The following is a 20,149-nucleotide window of genomic DNA, read 5'->3' as shown; positions in this document are numbered from 1 at the left end:
TATACCCCGGCGGGGCGGTTTGCACAATCGCCCTTCGCCAATTGCGCGGGGACAGAAAGGGGGGTATACTACTTCTATGTGAGGGCCAGGGCGAATAGACAGCCCCGGCAGAGGGAGGGCTTTTTTGTGGGACAGTTGGTGGAACACACCTTTTTGCCGGTCTGGTCGCCCGAGAGCGAGGTGCTGATCCTGGGGACCATCCCCTCGCCCAAATCGAGGGAAAACGGCTTTTACTACGGCCACCCCCAAAACCGCTTTTGGCGGGTGGTGGCCGGGGTGCTGGGGGAGCCCGTCCCCGAGGGGAACGCGGCGAAGGAGCAATTCTGTCTGCGCCGGCACATCGCCCTCTGGGACGTGCTGGCCGCCTGCGAGATAGAAGGGGCGGCGGACGCCACCATCCGCCGCCCCCGGGCCAACGACATCGCCGGGCTGCTCCAAAAGACCCGGGTGCGCACCGTCTTCACCACCGGGGCCAAGGCGCACGCCCTCTACCAGCGCCACTGTCTGCCCCAGACCGGGGTGGAGGACATCCCCCTCCCCTCCACCAGCCCCGCCAACGCCCGCTTCACCTTGGAGCGGCTGATCGCCGCCTACCGCCCTCTGGGGGAGGCGCTGGGGCGCTGACTGGCGCGGTTTTTCCCATTTTGCCAAAAAAGAGGGCCGGGTGACATGTCACCCGGCCCTCTCTCGCCCGTCCCTCGGCAGTGTAACTACCGCATCATGGTGGAGATTTCCCCCACCACGTTGCCCATGGTCTTCATGGCGCGGTTGGCTGTTTTTTTCAGCTGCCGCTTGTTGGTGTGCATCAGCTCGGTGCCAACGGTGGCCGCCACGGCGCCCAGCGCCATGCCGATGGCCACGTTGCGGGCGGTGTGTCCGCTGTGTTTCATAGAAAATGCCTCCCCACGTTCCTTCATTTGTACCTGCGGCCCCGCGCCGGCAGAGCCGGCCGAGGTCGAGATACAACTAGTATTGCCCACCCCTTTTGTGATATACTGGCTGTGTATGAAAGAGTCTCGCCGCCCGCCAAGGGCAGGCAAATTTTGGAATAAAAGGAAGGAGGCGCCCTATGGAACACCTGGTTTCCCCGCCCAAGCGGGTGCTGGCCATTCACGATTTGTCGGGGTTTGGGCGCTGTTCTCTGACCGCCATCACCCCGGTGCTCTCGGTGATGGGGGTGCAGGTCTGCCCGGTGCCGACCGCCATCCTCTCGACCCATACAGGGGGGCTGGGGGACCCGGTCATCACCGACTTGACCGACTCCCTGCTGCCGGCCCTGCGCCACTACCAGTCCCTGGGGCTGGACTTCGACTGCATCTACTCGGGCTTTCTGGGGGACAGTCGCCAGATCGAGTGCTGCAAGGCCTTTTTTGAGGCCTATCCCAAGGCGCTCAAGGTGGTGGACCCGGTGATGGGGGACCACCAAAAGCCCTACCGCACCTGCACCCCGCCGCTGCGGGCCAAGATGAAGAGTTTGGCCCGGGCGGGGGACGTGATCACCCCCAACGCCACCGAGGCGGCCATGCTGCTGGGGATGGACTTCACCCGGCCGGTCCGCTTCACCCCCCTCAGCGCCAAGAAATGGCTGCGCACCCTCTGCGCCCAGGGGGCGGGCCGGGCGGTGATCACCAGCGCCGAGATGGACGGTGGCCGCTACAACCTGCTCTTTGACGGGGAGACTTTTTTCCGCATCCGCGGGCGGTATGCCTCCGGCTCCTATCCGGGCACCGGCGACATCTTCACCGCCGTGCTCACCGGCGGGCTGCTGGCGGGGCAGAGCCTGGCCGAGGCCGCCCAGCGGGCCACCCAGTTCGTGGAGGAGGCCATCTCCCTCACCGCCGCGGCGGGCACCGACCCCCGGCACGGGGTGCTGGTGGAAGCCGCCCTCCCCAAGCTGCTGGAGCCGCTGGGCCCCTCTCGGGCCGAGCCCTTTTAGCATTCCCGGCCGCGGGGCGGCCGACCCTATCTCTGCACGAAAAGAAGGAGTAAGAATGAAGCGCAAGAGTTCGATCTACACTGTGACCCTGGTGGGGCTGATGGGGGCCATGTGCTTTGTGGCCACCTTTTTGCACATCGACATCCCCACCCCGCTGGGCAAGACCATGATCCACCTGGGCAACGTGATGTGCCTGCTGTCGGGGATGATCCTCGGCCCCCTGAAGGGCGGCCTCTCGGCCGGCCTGGGTTCGGCGGTCTACGACCTGTTCGACCCGGCCTACATCGCCGAATCGCCCATCACCTTTTTGATGAAATTCGCCATGGGCGCCACCTGCGGCGCCATTGCCAAGCGGGGCGGAAAGGGCAGCCGCGCCGCCGGGGCCGTTGTCGGCGCCGGGCTGTACGTGGTCCTCTACACCGTCAAAAACATCCTCATGGGGACCCTGCTCCAGGGCAAGATGCTCGACTCGGTGCTGGTGGCTGCGGGGACCAAGGCCCTCACCTCGGGGGTCAACGCGATCATTGCGGTGGTGGTCTCGCTGCTGCTCTACTCGCTGCTGGAACCCATCCTCAAAAAGGCCGGCATCTTTGAGCGGCTGGGGAAGACCGGCGACTGATTTGCCGAGAGGAGAGGAGGGACGGCCATGGCCGAGCTGAACATCGTGCTGGTGGAACCGCAGATCCCACAAAACACCGGAAACATCGCCCGCACCTGCGCGGCGACCAACGCCCGGCTCCACCTGGTGGGGCCGCTGGGCTTTCAAATCGACGACAAAAAACTCAAGCGGGCGGGGCTGGACTACTGGCATCTGCTGGACATCCGCCACTACGACGGCTGGGCGGACTTCACCGCCCAAAACGAGGGCCCCTTTTACTACTTCACCACCAAGGGGCAGACCGTCCACAGCGACGTTGCCTACCCGGACGGCTGCTACCTGGTCTTTGGCCGGGAGGACGCCGGGCTGCCCGAAGAGCTGCTCTTCGCCCACCCCGACGCCTGTGTCCGGCTGCCGATGCTGGCGGCGGCGCGGAGCCTGAACCTGTCAAACACGGTGGCCATCGGGGTATATGAAGTCCTGCGCCAGTGGGGCTACCCCACCCTGCACTCGCAGGGGAAGCTGACCCGCTACAACTGGGAGGACGCCCGCTAGGCCCCCTCCCCACCACGAGAACCGATTGCGAAAGGTTGTGCCAAATGGAAAAACTGCTGATCCTCACCGACACCGCTTGCGACATCCCCCAGGAGACTGCCGAGGAGCTGGGCATCCGCATCCTCCCCATCCCCCTCGAGGTGGACGGGATGGGGTATTTGGAGGGGGTGGACTTCACCAAGGAGGAGTTCTACGACGTGCTCAACCGCTGCGTCAAGATCCCCACCACCAGCCACATCCCCGCCCACCAGTTTTTGGAGGAGTACGAGCGGGCCGCCCAGGAGGGGTACACCCACGTGATCCATGTGACCATCAACTCCAAGGGCTCGAACATGTACCAGGCGGCCCTGCAGGCCAAGGCCATGTTCAAAGAGGAGCCCGACGCCCCGCAGATAAAAATCAAGGTCATCGACTCCAAGACCTACTCCCTGGGCTACGGCTTCCCGGTGACCGAGGCGGCGCGGATGGCGCAAAAAGGGGTGGGCTACGCCGCGGTGCGGGACTACCTGCTGGACTGGTTTGACACCGCCGAGGTCTACTTTTCGGTCTACACCCTCCAATTTGCCAAAAAGTCGGGGCGCATCAGCTGCGCGGCCGCCTTTGTGGGCGAGCTGCTGGGGCTGCGGCCCATCCTCCAGATCTCCCAGGGGGAGATGAACATCGTGGAGAAGGTGCGGGGGGACGCCAACGTCATCCCCGGCCTCTGCCGCTGGGCCGAGAAGCGGATGGCCGAGCGCAGCCCCTTTGTGGTCATCAGCGGGGAGCTGGACGCCCCCGGGGACGAACTGACCGAGCAGTTGGAGAAGAAATTCCACTACGGCTGCTCCGGCCGCTACAAGGCCGGGGCCAGCATCGCCATCAACGCAGGGCCCAAGGTGGTGGGGGTGCTGGTCAAGGGCGCCAAAAAGCGGTGAGCCCGGCCCTCCGGGATCCCCGAAAAAAGCCCCTCTTTCGAGGGGAAAACCGCCTTGAAAAGCCCACTGATATCGTGTAAAATAGAAAAGGACAAGCCTGCCCCGGCGGGCTGCCCTATATCTCAGTTTGTTTTTTTATTCACAATAAAAAAGAAAAGACGAAAGGGTGGCAAACACATGACCTCTCTGAACAAAAAGACCATCGAAGACATCGATGTAGCCGGCAAGAAGGTTCTCGCCCGCTGCGACTTCAACGTTCCCCTGAAAGACGGCGTCATCACCAATGACAAGCGGATCGTCGCCGCGCTCCCCACCATCAAATACCTGGTGGACCAGGGCGCCAAGGTGATCCTCTGCTCCCATCTGGGCCGTCCCAAAGAGGGCTGGGAGCCCGAGTTCTCCCTGGCCCCGGTGGCCGCCCGCCTCAGCGAGCTGTTGGGCAAAGAGGTCAAGATGGCCAAAGACGTCATCGGCGACGACGCCAAGAAGCTGGCTTCCGAGCTGAAAGACGGCGACGTGATGTTGCTTGAAAACGTGCGCTACCACAAAGAGGAGAAGAAGAACGACCCCGCCTTCGCCAAAGAGCTTGCCTCTCTGGCCGACGTCTACGTCAACGACGCCTTCGGCGCGGCCCACCGGGCCCACGCCTCCACCGCCGGTGTGGCCGAGTACCTGCCCGCCGTCTGCGGCTACCTGATCCAGAAGGAGATCAACTTCATGGGCGGCGCCCTGGAGAGCCCCAAGCGCCCGCTGGTCGCCATCCTGGGCGGCGCCAAGGTCTCCGACAAGATCGGCGTCATCAACAACCTCCTCGAAAAGGTCGACACCCTGATCGTAGGCGGCGGCATGGCCTACACCTTCTTTAAGGCCAAGGGCTTCACCATCGGCGACTCCCTCTGCGAGGACGACAAGGTCGAGCTGGCCAAAGAGATGATGGCCAAAGCCGAGGCCAAGGGCGTCAAGTTCCTGCTGCCCATCGACAACCAGGTGGGCGACCACTTCGCCGAGGACTGCGGCAAGAAGCTGGTGGATTCCGACAACATCCCCGACGGCTGGATGGGCATGGACATCGGCCCCAAGAGCATCGCCCTCTTCTGCGACGCCGTGAAAGACGCCGGCACCGTGATTTGGAACGGGCCCATGGGCGTGTTTGAGTTCGCCCAGTTTGCCGACGGTACCCTGGAGATCGCCAAGGCCGTGGCCGACAGCGGCGCCATCTCCATCATCGGCGGCGGCGACTCGGTGGCGGCTGTCACCAAGTTGGGCTTTGCCGACAAGATGAGCCACATCTCCACCGGCGGCGGCGCCTCCCTCGAGTTCCTGGAGGGCAAAGAGCTGCCGGGCATCGCCTGCCTCAACGACAAATAAATCGACAGATATCCCGCCGCCCTTGCGGCGGGGGAGCACCGCGGCCCAACCGGCCGGCTTGTGCTGTGCGAAGAGATGGCACGAGGGATTTCCTTCGTGCCATTTTCTCAGAGGAAAACCGCCAGAAAGGAATTTGCTGTATGAATAAGAACCTGCGCACCCCGGTCATTGCCGGGAACTGGAAAATGAACAAAAACCGCGCCGAGGCCAAGGCCCTGTTGGAGGAGCTCTGCCCCCTGGTGAAAGACGCCGGCTGCGGCGTGGTGGTCTGTGTGCCCTTCACCGATTTAGAGACCGCCCTGGCCGCCACCGCCGGCACCAACGTCAAGGTGGGCGCCCAGAACTGCCACTTTGAGAAGTCCGGCGCCTTCACCGGCGAAATCGCCGCAGACATGCTCGCCGAGATGGGGGTCGAGTACGTGGTGCTGGGCCACAGCGAGCGCCGCCAGTACTTCGCCGAGACCGACGAGACGGTCAACCTGCGCACCAAGGCCGCCTTGGCCGCCGGGCTGAAGCCCATCGTCTGCGTGGGCGAGCTGCTGGCCCAAAGGGAGCAGGGCATCACCGCCGAGGTGGTGTCGCTGCAGACCAAAGTCGCCCTGCAGGGGATCGACGCCGAGGGCCTGCGGTCCATCATCATCGCCTACGAGCCGGTCTGGGCCATCGGCACCGGCAAGACCGCCACTGCCGAGCAGGCCGGTGAAGTCTGCGCCGTCATCCGCGCCACCGTGGCCGGGCTCTACGGCGAAGAGGCCGCCAGCCACCTGGTGGTGCAGTACGGCGGCTCGATGAACGCCGGCAACGCCGCTGAATTGCTGGCTCAGTCCGACGTGGACGGTGGCCTGATCGGCGGCGCCTCCCTGAAGGCCGACGCCTTCAGCCAGATCGTGGAGGCCGCCAGCAAATAGGATCCCCCGCGGGGAAAGCAACAAAGAGCGGATTGCGGCCGCGCCGTCGGCGCGGCCGCAATCCATTGAAAAGGAGCACAACTATGAAAAAACCTCTGGCCCTCATCATCATGGACGGCTTTGGTATCAACGGCAGCGATTACGGCAACGCCATCAAAGCCGCCAAGACCCCCAACCTAGACAAGATTTTCTCCACCTACCCCACCACCGAGATCGGCGCCTCCGGCATGGACGTGGGCCTGCCGGACGGGCAGATGGGCAACAGCGAGGTGGGACACACCAACATCGGCGCCGGGCGGATCGTCTACCAGGAGCTGACCCGGATCACCAAGTCCATCGCCGACGGCGACTTCTTTGAAAACGAGGCCCTGGTGGGCGCCATGGACAACTGCCTACAAAACGGCAGCGCCCTGCACGTGATGGGGCTCCTCTCGGACGGCGGGGTCCACAGCCACAACGAGCACCTCTACGCCATCATCGAGCTGGCCAAGAAGAAGGGGCTCAAAGAGGTCTGGGTCCACTGCTTCATGGACGGGCGGGATGTGCCCCCCTCCTCCGGCGCCGACTACGTGAAGGCCCTGGACGAGAAGCTGCGGGAAATCGGCGTGGGCAAGATCGGCACCATCATGGGCCGCTACTACGCCATGGACCGCGACAACCGCTGGGAGCGGGTGGAGAAGGCCTACCAGGCCATGGTGGACGCCAAGGGGGTCACCGCCGACGCCCTGGAAGTGATGCCCAACTCCTATAAGGACGAGGTGACCGACGAGTTCGTGATGCCCGCCGTCTGCACCGGTTACACCGGGATGAACGCCGGCGACTCGGTGATCTTTTTCAACTTTCGTCCCGACCGGGCGCGGGAGATCACCCGCACCCTGGTAGACGAGAAGTTTGACGGCTTTGCCCGCGCCAAGGGCTGCTTTCCCCTCTACTACGTCTGCATGACCCAGTACGACGCCACCATGCCCGGGGTCCATGTGGCCTTTAAGCCCCAGTCTCTGGCCAACACCTTTGGCGAGTACATCTCCCAGAAGGGGCTGACCCAGCTGCGGATCGCCGAGACCGAGAAATACGCCCATGTCACCTTCTTCTTCAATGGCGGGGTGGAAAAGGTCTGTGAAGGGGAGGACCGGGCCCTGATCAACTCCCCCAAGGTCGCCACCTACGACCTGCAGCCCGAGATGAGCGAGCCGGAGGTCACCAAAGAGGCCCTGGCCCGGATCGCCTCGGACAAGTACGACGTGATCATCCTCAACTACGCCAACTGCGATATGGTCGGCCACACCGGCGTCTTTGACGCGGCCGTCAAGGCGGTCGAGGCGGTGGACGACGGCGTGGGCCAGCTGGTGGACGCCATCCTGCAAAAGGGCGGCGCGGTGCTGTTGACTGCCGATCACGGCAATGCCGACAAGCTCTACGACACCGACGGGTCCCCCTTCACCGCCCACACCACCAACCCGGTGCCCTTTACGGTGATCGGGTGCGGCGACTGCAAGCTGCGGGAGGGCGGCCGCCTGGCGGACATCGCCCCCACCATGCTAAAGATCCTGGAGCTGCCCCAGCCCGAAGAGATGACCGGGGAGAGCATCATCCTGTAAATTGCAGCAATCAGAGAAAAAAGGAGCTGGACAGATTTGTCCAGCTCCTTTTCATCTTCTATTCCGCAGCTGCCGAAGGGCGAAATGTCTCTTTTACAATGCGAAATGTTCCAGTAATGTCTTTTCGCTTTAAGAAAAGATAAACCACGTAGGCTCCAAGGTAGATGCCAACACCGGCCCATCCTCTGACGATCCAACTGCTCCAGATAAAGATGACCGTCATTGCCACTTCAAGAAGAATGTCTGTGCTGACCCTAATTTCCAAAATGCGGGCGAGAAACACCTCTGCCAAAATACTGCGAAATGCCAGTAGGCCTAAAATAGATACCACTGCCAAGGGCAGATCTTTCATGGAATAGACGATGATTCCGGTCGTCAAAAGACTCAAGCAAACAGAAATCAGATTCACGGCCAACATTAAGTTTTCTCGGCGCAGAGCTTTTAAATAGGTGCTGATAATCATGGACATCTTCCCCTCATACATACACATGGGGAACATCAGCGCCATATAGGATAGGCTCTCTGCATATTGGGGCAGCCAGGCAGATAAAATGACCTTCGCGGGATAGTAGGCCATTAAGATTGCCAACATGGGAACCACCAGCGTAGTGCGCAGGAAGATATAGTTATCAGCCCATTTCTCCTGCGGCGTTCTTTTGAGCAGGGGAAACATGACCACACTGACCGCACTGATAAAGAGCATCAGCATATTTGAAATGCTGAGGGTAAGAGACACCTGGCCAAAGATTTCGACGCTCCAAACCCTCTCAATAGCAAAGCGGACAATGCCAATGATCAGCATACTGGCCACATTGGCAAACATCAGCTTGACGCCAACATTGATGTTTTCCCAGGCCTCTTGAATGGACGCTGCAAAGTCCATGGCCTTGGAGATGACAATGTCGCGGCAGCTCCAGCAAATGGTCACCAGGGTAACCAACTTTGCCACCAAATCGGCCAACAGGAGGAAGCGAAAATCCCGCACACCTAGGCTGACCATGACGACAACCGAAACACCGTAAATCAACTTTTCTGCCAGCACATTTTTGGCATACTCTTTGATGCGGTTGGTCCCCTGCAAGACATACTGAAGCATTCCGCGGGGCAACTGCAGGATACAGCAGAGTGCAAGCATATAGAAGATTACTTTCTTGTTGGAATCCTCCACAAAAAATACTGCAAATACAGCTACTCCAATGGCTACTAGCGTTTCAAATGCAAACAAAAGCCAAAATTGGGAGTGAAACAGTTTCTTGTCCAGTTCCTGGTACTCTTTCCCGCCGTATCTCAAATAAATGCCGTCTGCCCAGCCCAGATGGAAAAAACCAATATAAGAACCATAAAATCCATAGAGCTGCCAATAGCCGTACTCTACTGTGCCGAGTGCCTTGGGGACCACAGCCACAATGGCCATTGATATGAGCGTACAGATGATATTGGCGACAAAGGTATATGACAGATTGGTAATTGCTCCTGCAATCTTACTGTTGAGCTTTTTCATGGCACTTTACACGAGATCGCGCAGCAGCGGATTCTTTTGGTCTTTGTCACTGAGGAGAATATCCATATCAGACGAAATGGGCCATTCAATGCCGACAGCCGGATCATTCCACATAAGGCCGCCTTCATCTTCCGGATGGTAAAAGTCATCGCATTTATAGACAAACTCTGCTTCTTCTGAAAGGACCAAAAAACCGTGAGCAAATCCCCGGGGAATATAGAACTGTTTTTGGTTCTCCGCAGACAGCAAAACCCCTTCCCATTTTCCATATGTACTGCTGCCAGGGCGCAAATCCACCGCTACATCGAACACCTCTCCCGAAATAACGCGAACAAGCTTTCCCTGAGGATGCTTTTTTTGGAAGTGAAGTCCCCGCAAAACACCCTTTCTAGACTTTGACTGGTTGTCCTGTACAAAGGTAGTGGTGATGCCATTTGCAGAGAATTCGGCGGCGCTGTACGTCTCCATAAAATAGCCGCGGGCATCGCCAAAGACAGTCGGCTCAATGACCATTACTCCGTCAATTGACGTTTTTTGAAAAACAAACTTGCCCATCCCGAATTCTCCTCTCAGCGATTCTGATACATTTTGGCGTAGTATTCCTGATAAGCGCCACTGGTGACATTTTTCATCCAGTCCATATGCTCCAAATACCAGCGAATGGTCCTTTTTATGCCCTCTTCAAAGGTCGTCTCCGGATACCAGCCCAGGTCGTCCTTGATCTTCTGGGGATCGATCCCATACCGGCGATCGTGTCCCTTGCGATCCTCTACATGGCGAATTAACGCCTCGCCCACCTCAGGATCTACATGTTCCTGAATATAGTTCAAAATCGTTTGGACGATCGCCACATTGGGGCGCTCATTATGCCCTCCCACATTGTAGACCTCGCCCAGCCTTCCCCCTTCAACGACCATGTCAATTGCCTTGCAGTGATCTTCCACATAGAGCCAATCCCGAACCTGCATGCCGTCTCCATATATTGGCAGCTCTTTGTGCTGCAGGGCGTTGTTGATCATCAGGGGGATCAGTTTCTCTGGGAACTGGTATGGACCGTAGTTGTTGGAGCACCTGGTAATATTCATGGGGAAGTGGTATGTATCCCAATACGCCTTTACAAAGAGATCCGCCGAACTCTTGCTGGAGGAATAGGGACTGTGGGGGTCTAGCGGCGTCTTTTCGGTGAAAAAGCCCTCCGCTCCCAGCGAGCCATATACTTCATCGGTGGAAACCTGGAGGAACTTGCATCCCTCTCGATACTGGTCATCCCCTATTTGCCAGGCCTTTTTGGCACAGTTGAGCAGGTTGACCGTTCCCAACACATTGCTTTTTACAAATATCTCCGGATCGCTGATGCTTCTATCCACATGGCTTTCGGCCGCAAAGTTCACTACATAGTCAATATCATATTCGGAGAACAGCTTTGAGACAAGCGCCTCGTCGCAGATATCCCCCTGTACAAACAGATGCCGCTTATCGCCCTCTATGTCTTTTAAATTTTCCAGATTGCCCGCATAGGTCAATTTGTCCAGATTGATCACCTGGATCTCCCCATGCTTTTTTAACAGGTACAGCACAAAGTTCGAGCCAATAAAACCGGCGCCACCAGTTACCAAATAGGTTTTCATAAGGTTTTCCCCCCATTTTCTCTGTTGTCAAAGTAGCACTTTAAAGCCACTTTCCAGTCCCGCATATCGTCCCCAACCGTACATCTCAACATTTGGTGATCAAGGGCAGAATACGCAGGTCTTTTTGCTGGAGTGGGGTATTCCTCGGTTGTACAGGGGTTCACTTCACAATTGACACCCGCGTCTTTGACAATTTCACAGGCAAAATCATACCAGCTACATATGCCTTTTCCCGTACAGTGGTAAATCCCATACTCCTGCGTAACCGCAATCTTGAGAAGGTGGTAGGCCAAGTCGGCCGCGTTGGTCGGATTCCCAAATTGGTCGTTGACAACCTGCAACACACCCTTTTCTCGGGCAATCTTCTCAATTGTTTTGACAAAGTTGGCGCCTGCATACCCATATAGCCAGGAGGTCCTCACAATGAAAAAGCGGCTGCAAAAACTCTGCACATACTGTTCGCCAAGCCACTTACTCTTTCCATAGACGCTCTGGGGCGCGCATTGGTCCCACTCTGAAAAGGGGGTCGTCCCCTCTCCCGAAAAGACGTAATCCGTTGAAACATGTACCAGCTTTGCCCCTGCTCGCTCCGCCTGGACCGCAATGTTTCGAGCACCGATGGCATTGACCCGCATCGCCAAATCCCGGTTGGATTCACATCCGTTTACATTGGTCATGGCCGCGCAGTTGAAGACGAGGTCGAAGTGATTTTGGGAGAAAAAGTCTTCTACCGAAGCAGCGTCAGCAATGTCCAACTCATCGGCATCAACACAGGTACACCGGGCCGCCTGCAGTTCACACGGGATCTCACCGAGTTCTGACCTGCCGCATTCTAAAATTTTTTGAAGTTCTGTGCCCAGCTGTCCACGGCCACCGGTAATCAAAATATCCATTTTTTGCCCTCCTACTTTTTGGGCTTAACTGTCTGTGCTACCTGATACAGGTACTGTCCATATTCAGACTTGCTGAGGCGATTTGCCTGTTCCAGCAATTGTTCCTTGCCAATAAAGCCGTTGCGATAGGCGATTTCCTCTAAACAGGCAATATAGAGGCCCTGTCTCGTCTGAACAGCCTCCACAAAATTGGCCGCATCCAGCATTGCCCGGTGCGTGCCGGTATCCAGCCACGCCATGCCGCGCCCAAAGAGCTCGACTTTTAGTTTTCCTGCCGCCAGGTACGCATTGTTGACTGCGGTAATCTCGATTTCTCCGCGGGCAGAGGGCTCGACCGAGCGGGCGATATTCACCACCTGATTATCATAAAAGTAAAGGCCGGGAACGGCGTAGTTTGATTTTGGCTGTTGGGGTTTTTCCTCGATTGAAAGGACATTTCCTTCATCGTCAAACTCCACTACACCAAATTCGGTGGGGTTGCTGACATGGTAGCCAAAAATAGTTGCTCCTTCGCTGCGGTTCACCGCGGCCCGCAGCCGCTCGGTAAAGGAGTAGCCATAAAAAATATTGTCCCCCAAAACCAAACATACATTGTCTTTGCCGATAAAATCTGCCCCCACAATAAAGGCGTCGGCCAACCCGCGCGGTTCACTTTGAATCGCATAAGAGATGTCCATTCCCAGCTGGCTGCCGTCTCCAAACAGCTCCTGAAAATTGCCGATGTCCCGGGGCGTGGAGATGATCAGGACCTCCCGAATGCCCGCCAACATCAGCGTAGACATGGGATAGTAGATCATCGGTTTGTCATATACCGTCAAAATCTGTTTTGACGTTGCAATGGTGGAAGGATAAAGGCGCGTCCCCGCGCCGCCGGCTAAAATAATCCCCTTCATTGTGTTCCCTCTCTGTACAGAATTCTAATGGGTGTCTCCATCTTCCTCTTTTCCCTTTTGTCTCCGATGAAAAACCGAGCCGATTTTCTGGGCGATCGGGTCACGCACCGCCTCATCGCCAAATGACAGGGCAATGTACTGAATGAGACCGCCCAGAAATAGGAAAAAGAGCAAGTCGAGATATTGTGCATAAGGGTAAATCAAAATGCTGTCTACCATGCCCACCAGTCCAAAACTGGAAATGCCGAACAAGAGGGCAGACATAATTGAGCGGTCTTTAGAAGAACATCTACACCTGAAAAATGCTCGCCAGGCGCAGGAGATACAGTACCATAAAAACAAGCAGACGAGAAGCAGTCCAACAATTCCATTGTTGAGGATCAGTTGCACAAAGAGGTTGTGCATATTCCCCGCATCGGATGTCTCGCCCGCAAAATCGGCAGGCTTATAATCCAGCCAGCGGTCAGGGGCGTTGGGGGCGCCTACTCCCAATATAATATTCTCATTCCAGGCAGCTTTCAAGCCGGTTTTCATCAGGACGAGTCGCCCTGTACTCAAATCGCCGTTAAACTCCCTTTGAGTAAGTAGGATCTCTTCGGACATATTGCCGCCTTGCTGCACTGTGATATTGTCGCGGATAACGCCAATCGTGGTCTTTCCCACTGCGCGAGATGCGCTCATTAGCGCCGCGCAGACCAAGCACACAGCAATAAAGACAGCGGCCTTGACTGGCCATCTCTTTTTCCGAATTTTATTGCAGAAAACAAGGTATAAAAATCCAGAGACCGCAGCCCCACCGTAAAGTGCCACGAGCGCACCGCGGGACTCTGAGAGCGCAACGCAAACCCACTGGAGAGCGCAGCTGACAATTCCGTAGGTCCAGGCCAGCTTTCCTCTTTTTTCGCGCAATAGCAAATAGAGAACGGTACAAACAAACCCAGCCATGGCAAACCAACCAAGCAGATTGGGATTTCCCTGGGGACCGCAAAAGCGGCCTTCTCGGCTGATCCCAATATAGTAGAGACGGGTGGCATACCCGTAATCGTGTAAATACGGAATGGAATAACCGTTCCACAGAAGCCAGAAACTTACAACCGTATTTCCAAAAAGCAGAAAAGATGTAAACCCGGCGATATGGCGAATAAACTTTTTCAGCGCTTCCCGGTCCATATCCATCTTCATCGTGTAAAACAAGAAAAACAAAACCACGATAAACGCTGCATCGGCAAGACCTGAACTGATGTCCGGCAGCCCATTCACCAAATAGGTGACACCGACTGCCACCATGAAGGCAATGAGATAGCCATTTCCGTAAAATCGGAATGTAAAGCGCTTGGTAAACAAATCGTAGAGCAATAAGACAGCCGCCCATGCCAACACATACCGCGCCGTGCCCTGATTCGATACCGCTATTGGAACAAGTCCCAACACGTAAGAGTACACCAAAAGCCCAATACAAAACAGTTCCCGATTTAGAATCGTCTTCTCTAAAACCGTTTGAATCGTCAAGCGATTTCTAGATTTCGCTTCCATCAAAACCTCTCCCTCTCGTCACTGTTTCTCACCCTTGTCGAAGAACTTTGCCGCTCCCACAGCAAACAAAAAGTCCCCCAGATAATTTTTGAAAAACGGGTAATGTCCTATCTGCGAAATCATCCCCAATGCAGAGAAGGGCCTTGCCTCTGAAACAATTCGTATCCTTTTTTCCATTACCCGAATGCGATTTTGCAGATAGGCAATATTTCTTTGCTGGCTCTTTTCAAACTGATTTTGTAAGATAGCCAGCGCACAGCGATAGTGTCGCAAATCCCTTTGCAGCGTTTCAAGCCGTTCTGTGTTGTCCCGGCGATCCTGCGCGCGCAAGTCCACGCCGACGGTATTGCTGGTGTGCAGACGATAGTGGGTGAGCACCTGATCGGTCGTATAAAATCCGCCAGATTTGACTGAAAGCAGTGTCGCCAGCCAGTCGTGGGCGATGATCTCTTTCTCTGTCCGGGCGACATCGAGCATCTCTTGCTTGAGCTCGCTGCGAATCGCCAAAGACATTCCCGCGTATGCAAAATCATTGCAGTGCTCGGGAAATGACACCTGATAAAGGGGCTTCTGTACGTATTTTTTATAGGGGGTAGAGATGATATGGTCTTCTCCATCGATGTAGGTATATTGTGAAAAGAGGCAGAGAATGGCCGGTTCTTTTTCCATCCACCCCTTCACCATCTCGACCTTCTCTGGCAGCCAAATGTCATCCTGGTCGGAAAAAATCAAGATGTCCCCACTCGCCAACTCCATGGCATGTAAAAAATTCCGCGCATACCCGAGATTTTTGGCGTTGCGTGTTATTGACCAGTTCTCCAGCCGATTCTCTTTGATGAACTGCTCTACCAACTCCACCGTTTGATCGGTGGACCCATCGTCACAGATAATCACCTCGTCCGGCCGCAGTGTTTGATCCCGAATGGAGCACAGTTGTTTGTCCAAATATTTGGTTCCGTTATAGGTCGCCATTACCACTGATACCATGGTGTGCCTCCTCATTGACAGCTTACCATTTGTCTTGCTGATGGTGGGCATAAACTCTCATATAAGCGCTGGGAAAGCAGAACAAGAAGGTGTACATTCCCTTTTGTTTGAACGAATAGCACCCATTTCTCCAAAGCATGGCGAGATGTTTTCTGCCCCAGCTGACAGCCGCCCGTTTGGCGGCCTTCGCCGTTTCATCCCACCTGCCTAAGCTGAGGGCAAGGCGGTCAACAATGTGTTTGTAAGCCCAAATCAACCGAAATTCAGCTGCCGAAAGAAGGTGCGGATAGTTTTGACGGACAAACTGCTCATTTTCAGTGTAGGCCTCTACTACATTCCAGTCCTTCTCTGAAAATGCCCCTGTGGTGATGCTTCCCTCGCGGCGCCAGTACCGGTATTTCACGGCGGTATCTACCGCTACACGCTCTGTTTTTGCCACCAACTTGACCATGACAAAACCGTCTTCGGTGGTCTTTCCCACTGGGAAGCGGATCCCCTCAAAGAGGTTTTTCTTGTACAACTTGTTGACGGCATTCACACTGATACTCTGGCCCCGCAAGACCTCGCCCAGCGCCTCTTCCGCAGTGAAAACGCCCTTCAGCTCCCGCTTCGCCTGGGAAATCGCCGTTCCGTCGGCAAAGTAATCACAGAGTCCGCAGACAGAGAGATCGGCGTTCCCCTCCTGTAAAAGGCGATAGAGGCTCTCGTACATGTCCGGGGCGATCTCGTCGTCGCTGTCCACAAAGCCCAGGTATTCTCCCCGGGCGGCGTCGATCCCCGCGTTGCGCGCATCGCTCAAGCCGCCGTTTTTTTTGTGGATCACCCGCACCCGCCGGTCTCCCTGCGCGTAGGCATCGCACATCTGCCCGCAGCGGTCGGGCGAGCCGTCATCCACCAAAATCAGTTCAAAGTCGGAAAAAGTTTGGTTGAGAATGGACTGCACACACCGGTCCAAATAGGCCTCCACCTTGTAGACGGGCACGATGATGCTGATGGTGGGGGTAGCCTCTTCCATTGGCAAACGCTCCTTTCCCCTGGATGTTTTTTCTACATCCTCCACTCGAACACCGTTTTAAAGGGGGTGTTCAGGTCGGTGCGAAAGACCCGCTCGATGTCTCCCATCTGGCAAACCGGGTCGTCGATGCTGATGATGCGGTTGAGGCGGTTCTGCACGGCGGGGTCGCCCATCAGGCGGATGGCCTCGACAAAGTCCTCCCGCCCGGATCGACTGCTGCCGGCCAGGGTGAGCCCCTTTTCCAGCACGTCGCGGGTGTTGATGGCCACCTTGTTCTCGCTGACACCCAGCAGGATGACCGCCCCCTGGGGCTCGATGGTGCGGATGATGTCGTCGATGGCGTAGTAGCTGCCCTCGCCCCCCGCGCACTCAAAGGCGTGGTCCACCGAGAAGCCCTGCGGCAGGTCGTCGGCGAAGTGGGTGGCCCCCACAAAGGAGAACATGGACAGCTTGCGGGCGTTCTTCCCCACCACGTGCAGTTCGATTTGAGGGAAGAGGGAGCGGAGGGTGCAGGCCAACACAAAGGCCATGCTGCCGTCCCCCCAGATGCCGACGCGGTCCCGACGGGCGTGGGCCAGCCGGTCAAACCGCCGGGCCGCCTGGACGGTGACGCTGACAAACTCGGTGATGGCGGCAATGTGATCGGGCACCCCATCGCAGGAGACCAGCCGGTCCGCCGGCAGGTCGATATACTCCCGCATAAAGCCGTCGTACCCGCTGGAGAGGAACCGGCTGTCCCGCCGGTAGTTTTCAGAGATGATGGGGTCGGGGCTCTGAGGGCTGTTGGGGATGGCCACCACCCGCGCCCCCGGCGCAAAGGTCCCGGTGGGATCCTGCAACACCCGCCCGCAGCACTCGTGGATCAGGGCCATAGGCAGCTTTTTGCGGAGCACATCCTGGCTGCGCTGCCCCAGAAAATACCGCTGATCGGCATGGCAGAGGGCCATGAATCGGGGACGGAGGATCACCTTGTCCGCCAGGTCGGTGGAGGCGTACTCGATGGAGAACACCCCCGGGCTGACCAGCTGATAGATGTGGTTAATCAACGACCTGTCCCCCCACCATGGCTTGGGCGATCTTGTAGTCGCTGACCGTGGTGATCTTCAGGTTGGAGACATCCCCCTCCACCAGCCGCACCGGGGTCTGGCGCACCACACAGATCTTGCAGGCGTCGGTGAGGATCGCCTTCTCCTCCTCGTCGAGGCTCTGGTAGAGCTTTTTGAGCAGGGAGATGCGGAAGCTCTGGGGGGTCTGCCCCTGGTACATCAGCCGCCGGTCGGGGATCTGGGAGATGGTCTCGCCGTTTTCGGAGACGACGATGGTGTCCACCGCAGAGACCACCGTGTCGCAGGCGCCAAAGGCGCGGGCGGCCTCGATGTTCTCCTCGAGGATGCGCAGGGTGACAAAGGGGCGAACGGCGTCGTGGGTGACGATGAGGTGGTCGTCCGACTGGCCCCAGTCCGCCTCGATTTTGTCGACGATGTTGAAGATGGTGCTGTTGCGGTCACCCCCGCCGGGAACCAGGGTGACCCGCTCTTTCTGGGGCACCTGGCGCTCCAACAGGTCCTGCATGTGTCCCACCCAGTCGGGGTGGACCCCCACGTAGACCCGGTCCATCCTGTCGCAGAGGAGGAATTTCTCCAGGGTGTGCAGGATGATGGGCTTGTCCCCCAGGGGGAGAAACTGCTTGGGCATGTCCGCAATGTTCATCCGGGAGCCGGTGCCGCCGGCCAAAATCGCGCCAAAAATCATGATTCAATCCTCCGTGCAGTAGTAAATTCCCTTGTACTGCTGGTAGCCGTGCTCCAAATCGCAGAAGAGGCAGTCGTGGTGGGCCACCTGTTTCTCTTTGGGGGGCAGCTGCATGTAGTCGCCAAAGGCGATCGTCAGGTACTGGTCATACCCCACCGGCAGGGGCATGGGGTGCCCCTCAAACGCCCGGTAGACGGCGCTGTCAAAGGCCGCCCGGGGATACTCGTTTTGCATGTAGTGGGGACCGGCGCAGAGCTCGGTGATCTTTTCACACTGGGCGATGGGGTACTGGGTCATCTTCCGCTCGGCCAGCTTCCAGAGTTTGTAGCGAAGCCCTTTAAAGGGGACACAGGTCAGGGCGACCCTCGCCAGCGCCGCCACCTTCTTGCCGTGGTTGGTGGGCACCTGCTGGGCGCAGTAGAGGGAGTAGAGCAGGGCCCAAAACTTCTGCCGCTTGCGCTTCCCCGGGTCGCTGGGACAGCCGTCCAGGGGGAGGATGTCCAGCACCACCCCGTGGGGGATGTCCATCTGCTTTTGGTAGGGTTTGATATAGGTGGTCTCGTTGTCCTTGATGGTGATGAAGAGATTGCCGTCCACCCGCTCCCGGGTGGGATAGCAGATGCTGTACCGGCGGGTGTCGGCCTTCTGGGGCCAGACTTCCTTGAGGCGCTCGTAGTCGGGGCGGGGCATAAAGACGTCCACGTCGTCGTCCCAGGGGATGAATCCCTGGTGGCGCAGCGCCCCAATGCAGCAGCCGCCGCAGAAGTAAAAGAGCAGCCCGTTTTCATCGCATATTTTTTTGAAATAGAGGGCCATCTCCAACCCCTTTAGCTGGAGCTCCCGCAATTTTTCCGGGGTAAAGGTATAGCTTTCGCCCATCCTCTCGCCTTCCTCTCTATATTGGCCGCCTCAAATCCCCTCTAGACCGGCTGAAAGGTCTTGCCGGCGAACTGAAAGATCCCCTGCAAAAAGCCGAGTCCATAGGAGATGTGGAGGATGAAGTGCACCCACATCAGCCGCAGCTTGTTGACAAAGCCCTTCACCCGCTTGTTGGAGAAGGAAAAGTAGATGTCCAGCAACAGATAGAGGCCCATCACCCCGCCAAAAACCCAGCGGGCCGGCGAGAAGAAGAGGGAGAGGAGCCCGAACACGGCGATAAACAGCACAAAGCTGATGGGCACCAGATGGGAGAGACGGGCAGGTTTTTTGTGCTTTTTGATGACCGCCACCTTCCAGACGCCGTACTCGTAGTACTGCTTGAAGACCTTGCGGTAGCTGTCGCGGGGGTAGTAGCGGCTCTTGATAGCGGGGGTCATGTACACCTTGCCCCCGTGGGCGTGCAGCCGCATATTGAACTCGTCGTCCTCGCTGCGGGGGAAATCCTCGTCGTAGAGGCCCAAATCGAGGATGGTCTGGCGCTTGTAGGCGCCGAGAAAGACGGTGTCCACATAGCCCTCGTAGTCCGCAATGTGAAATTTCCCTCCGCCCAGGGCAAAGGGGGAGTGGTAGGCGGCCGCCACCACCTTCTGCACCGCGTTTTTGCCGCAGGCGATCATCGGGCCGCCCACGTTGTCGGCGCCGGTCTTTTTGAGGGTGGCGATGGACTGGGAGATGTAGTCGTCGGCATATTCCGAGTGGGCGTCCAGGCGGACGATATACTCCCCCACAGCGGCGCGGATGCCGATGTTGAGGGCCAACTGCACCGTCCTGCCCGGATTGTGCAGGCAGTGGATAAAGGGGTACTTCTCCTGGTACTGGGCGATGATGGCGGTGGTCTTGTCCTCCGAGTCGCCATCAACAAACAAGACTTCCATCCGCTCACGGGGGAAGTCCTGCTTCAGAATAGACTCTATGCAGGGGCCGATATAGGCCTCCTCATTTAAGATGGGGACGACCACAGAAACCTCAATGGCAGGGTCTGCCTGAGATCCTGTCTCTCTCTGCTCGATCAGGTCTGTCATGGTTTTCCTCCACAAACTGTCTTTTTACACGAAAAAGGGCAAATTTATTTATCAATTATACTCTAAGCCCCCCTCAAATTCAATAGGACAGGCCCGCTTTCCCCTCTGG

The 20,149-nt window shown here is 57.4% G+C and carries 21 protein-coding genes; 8 read left to right on the top strand and 13 right to left on the bottom strand.

Annotation, left to right across the window (positions count from 1 at the left end; translation table 11 throughout):
• Positions 1-126 precede the first annotated feature (126 nt).
• The gene (locus tag BN3266_RS01470; protein ID WP_059003204.1) at positions 127-624 is read left to right on the top strand and encodes a DNA-deoxyinosine glycosylase; all 498 of its coding nucleotides are present in this window, start codon (positions 127-129) and stop codon (positions 622-624) included.
• Between the two features lie 86 nt (positions 625-710).
• Here the strand turns inward: BN3266_RS01470 and BN3266_RS01465 are convergent, their stop codons facing one another.
• Positions 711-890 (bottom strand): hypothetical protein, encoded by a 180-nt coding sequence (locus BN3266_RS01465; protein WP_044993048.1) that lies wholly within the window; start codon positions 888-890, stop codon positions 711-713.
• 179 nt (positions 891-1,069) lie between these two features.
• Between BN3266_RS01465 and BN3266_RS01460 the strand changes: the two genes are divergently transcribed.
• The 7 genes from BN3266_RS01460 (at position 1,070) to gpmI (ending at position 7,877) form a co-directional block, all read left to right on the top strand.
• Positions 1,070-1,936 carry a pyridoxamine kinase gene (locus BN3266_RS01460; RefSeq protein WP_021660574.1) on the top strand — a complete coding sequence of 289 codons (867 nt, stop codon included), beginning with the start codon at positions 1,070-1,072 and terminating at the stop codon, positions 1,934-1,936.
• A 55-nt stretch (positions 1,937-1,991) separates the two neighbouring features.
• Complete coding sequence (locus BN3266_RS01455; RefSeq protein ID WP_021660573.1) at positions 1,992-2,555, top strand: ECF transporter S component; 564 nt, start codon at positions 1,992-1,994, stop codon at positions 2,553-2,555.
• A gap of 27 nt (positions 2,556-2,582) precedes the next feature.
• Positions 2,583-3,089 (top strand): tRNA (cytidine(34)-2'-O)-methyltransferase, encoded by a 507-nt coding sequence (locus BN3266_RS01450; protein WP_021660572.1) that lies wholly within the window; start codon positions 2,583-2,585, stop codon positions 3,087-3,089.
• Positions 3,090-3,133: 44 nt separating this feature from the next.
• Positions 3,134-4,003 carry a DegV family protein gene (locus BN3266_RS01445; RefSeq protein ID WP_059003202.1) on the top strand — a complete coding sequence of 290 codons (870 nt, stop codon included), beginning with the start codon at positions 3,134-3,136 and terminating at the stop codon, positions 4,001-4,003.
• A 177-nt stretch (positions 4,004-4,180) separates the two neighbouring features.
• Positions 4,181-5,371, top strand: a complete 1,191-nt coding sequence (locus BN3266_RS01440) for a phosphoglycerate kinase (RefSeq protein WP_059003200.1) — start codon at positions 4,181-4,183, stop codon at positions 5,369-5,371.
• A 140-nt stretch (positions 5,372-5,511) separates the two neighbouring features.
• The gene (gene tpiA, locus BN3266_RS01435) at positions 5,512-6,279 is read left to right on the top strand and encodes a triose-phosphate isomerase (RefSeq protein WP_059003198.1); all 768 of its coding nucleotides are present in this window, start codon (positions 5,512-5,514) and stop codon (positions 6,277-6,279) included.
• Between the two features lie 83 nt (positions 6,280-6,362).
• On the top strand, positions 6,363-7,877 hold the full coding sequence (gene gpmI / locus BN3266_RS01430) for a 2,3-bisphosphoglycerate-independent phosphoglycerate mutase (protein ID WP_059003196.1): 1,515 nt from the start codon (positions 6,363-6,365) through the stop codon (positions 7,875-7,877).
• Between the two features lie 58 nt (positions 7,878-7,935).
• Here gpmI and BN3266_RS01425 read toward each other — a convergent pair whose 3' ends face one another.
• Genes BN3266_RS01425 through BN3266_RS01370 form a run of 12 tightly spaced genes read right to left on the bottom strand, consistent with a single transcriptional unit; the run spans position 7,936 to position 20,040 of the window.
• Positions 7,936-9,378, bottom strand: coding sequence for a lipopolysaccharide biosynthesis protein (locus BN3266_RS01425; RefSeq protein ID WP_059003194.1), 1,443 nt, complete (start codon positions 9,376-9,378; stop codon positions 7,936-7,938).
• Positions 9,379-9,384: 6 nt separating this feature from the next.
• Entirely contained in the window at positions 9,385-9,933 is a 549-nt protein-coding gene (gene rfbC, locus BN3266_RS01420; RefSeq protein WP_059003192.1) for a dTDP-4-dehydrorhamnose 3,5-epimerase, read from the bottom strand.
• Between the two features lie 14 nt (positions 9,934-9,947).
• Complete coding sequence (rfbB, locus tag BN3266_RS01415; protein WP_059003190.1) at positions 9,948-11,006, bottom strand: dTDP-glucose 4,6-dehydratase; 1,059 nt, start codon at positions 11,004-11,006, stop codon at positions 9,948-9,950.
• Positions 11,003-11,899 carry a dTDP-4-dehydrorhamnose reductase gene (rfbD, locus tag BN3266_RS01410; RefSeq protein ID WP_059003188.1) on the bottom strand — a complete coding sequence of 299 codons (897 nt, stop codon included), beginning with the start codon at positions 11,897-11,899 and terminating at the stop codon, positions 11,003-11,005. The genes rfbB and rfbD overlap by 4 nt, the downstream gene beginning before the upstream one ends.
• Positions 11,900-11,910: 11 nt before the next feature.
• Positions 11,911-12,792, bottom strand: a complete 882-nt coding sequence (rfbA, locus tag BN3266_RS01405) for a glucose-1-phosphate thymidylyltransferase RfbA (protein ID WP_059003186.1) — start codon at positions 12,790-12,792, stop codon at positions 11,911-11,913.
• Positions 12,793-12,816: 24 nt separating this feature from the next.
• On the bottom strand, positions 12,817-14,325 hold the full coding sequence (locus BN3266_RS01400) for an O-antigen ligase family protein (protein WP_059003183.1): 1,509 nt from the start codon (positions 14,323-14,325) through the stop codon (positions 12,817-12,819).
• Positions 14,326-14,343: 18 nt separating this feature from the next.
• Positions 14,344-15,312: a glycosyltransferase gene (locus BN3266_RS01395; RefSeq protein WP_195891589.1), complete on the bottom strand. Its 969-nt coding sequence runs from the start codon at positions 15,310-15,312 to the stop codon at positions 14,344-14,346.
• A gap of 22 nt (positions 15,313-15,334) precedes the next feature.
• Positions 15,335-16,327 (bottom strand): glycosyltransferase family 2 protein, encoded by a 993-nt coding sequence (locus BN3266_RS01390; RefSeq protein ID WP_059003180.1) that lies wholly within the window; start codon positions 16,325-16,327, stop codon positions 15,335-15,337.
• Between the two features lie 32 nt (positions 16,328-16,359).
• A complete protein-coding gene (locus BN3266_RS01385; protein ID WP_059003177.1) occupies positions 16,360-17,373 on the bottom strand; it encodes an alcohol dehydrogenase catalytic domain-containing protein in 1,014 nt (337 codons plus the stop codon).
• Entirely contained in the window at positions 17,366-18,079 is a 714-nt protein-coding gene (locus BN3266_RS01380; RefSeq protein ID WP_059003174.1) for an IspD/TarI family cytidylyltransferase, read from the bottom strand. Before BN3266_RS01380 ends, BN3266_RS01385 begins: the two co-directional genes overlap by 8 nt.
• 3 nt (positions 18,080-18,082) lie before the next feature.
• A complete protein-coding gene (locus BN3266_RS01375; protein ID WP_059003172.1) occupies positions 18,083-18,958 on the bottom strand; it encodes a LicD family protein in 876 nt (291 codons plus the stop codon).
• Positions 18,959-18,999: 41 nt separating this feature from the next.
• Entirely contained in the window at positions 19,000-20,040 is a 1,041-nt protein-coding gene (locus tag BN3266_RS01370) for a glycosyltransferase family 2 protein (RefSeq protein WP_021659730.1), read from the bottom strand.
• Positions 20,041-20,149 lie beyond the last annotated feature (109 nt).

The organism is Bittarella massiliensis (ex Durand et al. 2017), assembly GCF_001486165.1.
Classification (GTDB): domain Bacteria; phylum Bacillota; class Clostridia; order Oscillospirales; family Ruminococcaceae; genus Bittarella; species Bittarella massiliensis.
Note: the sequence above shows the minus strand (reverse complement) of the source record. Positions and strands in the feature narration are given on the sequence as shown.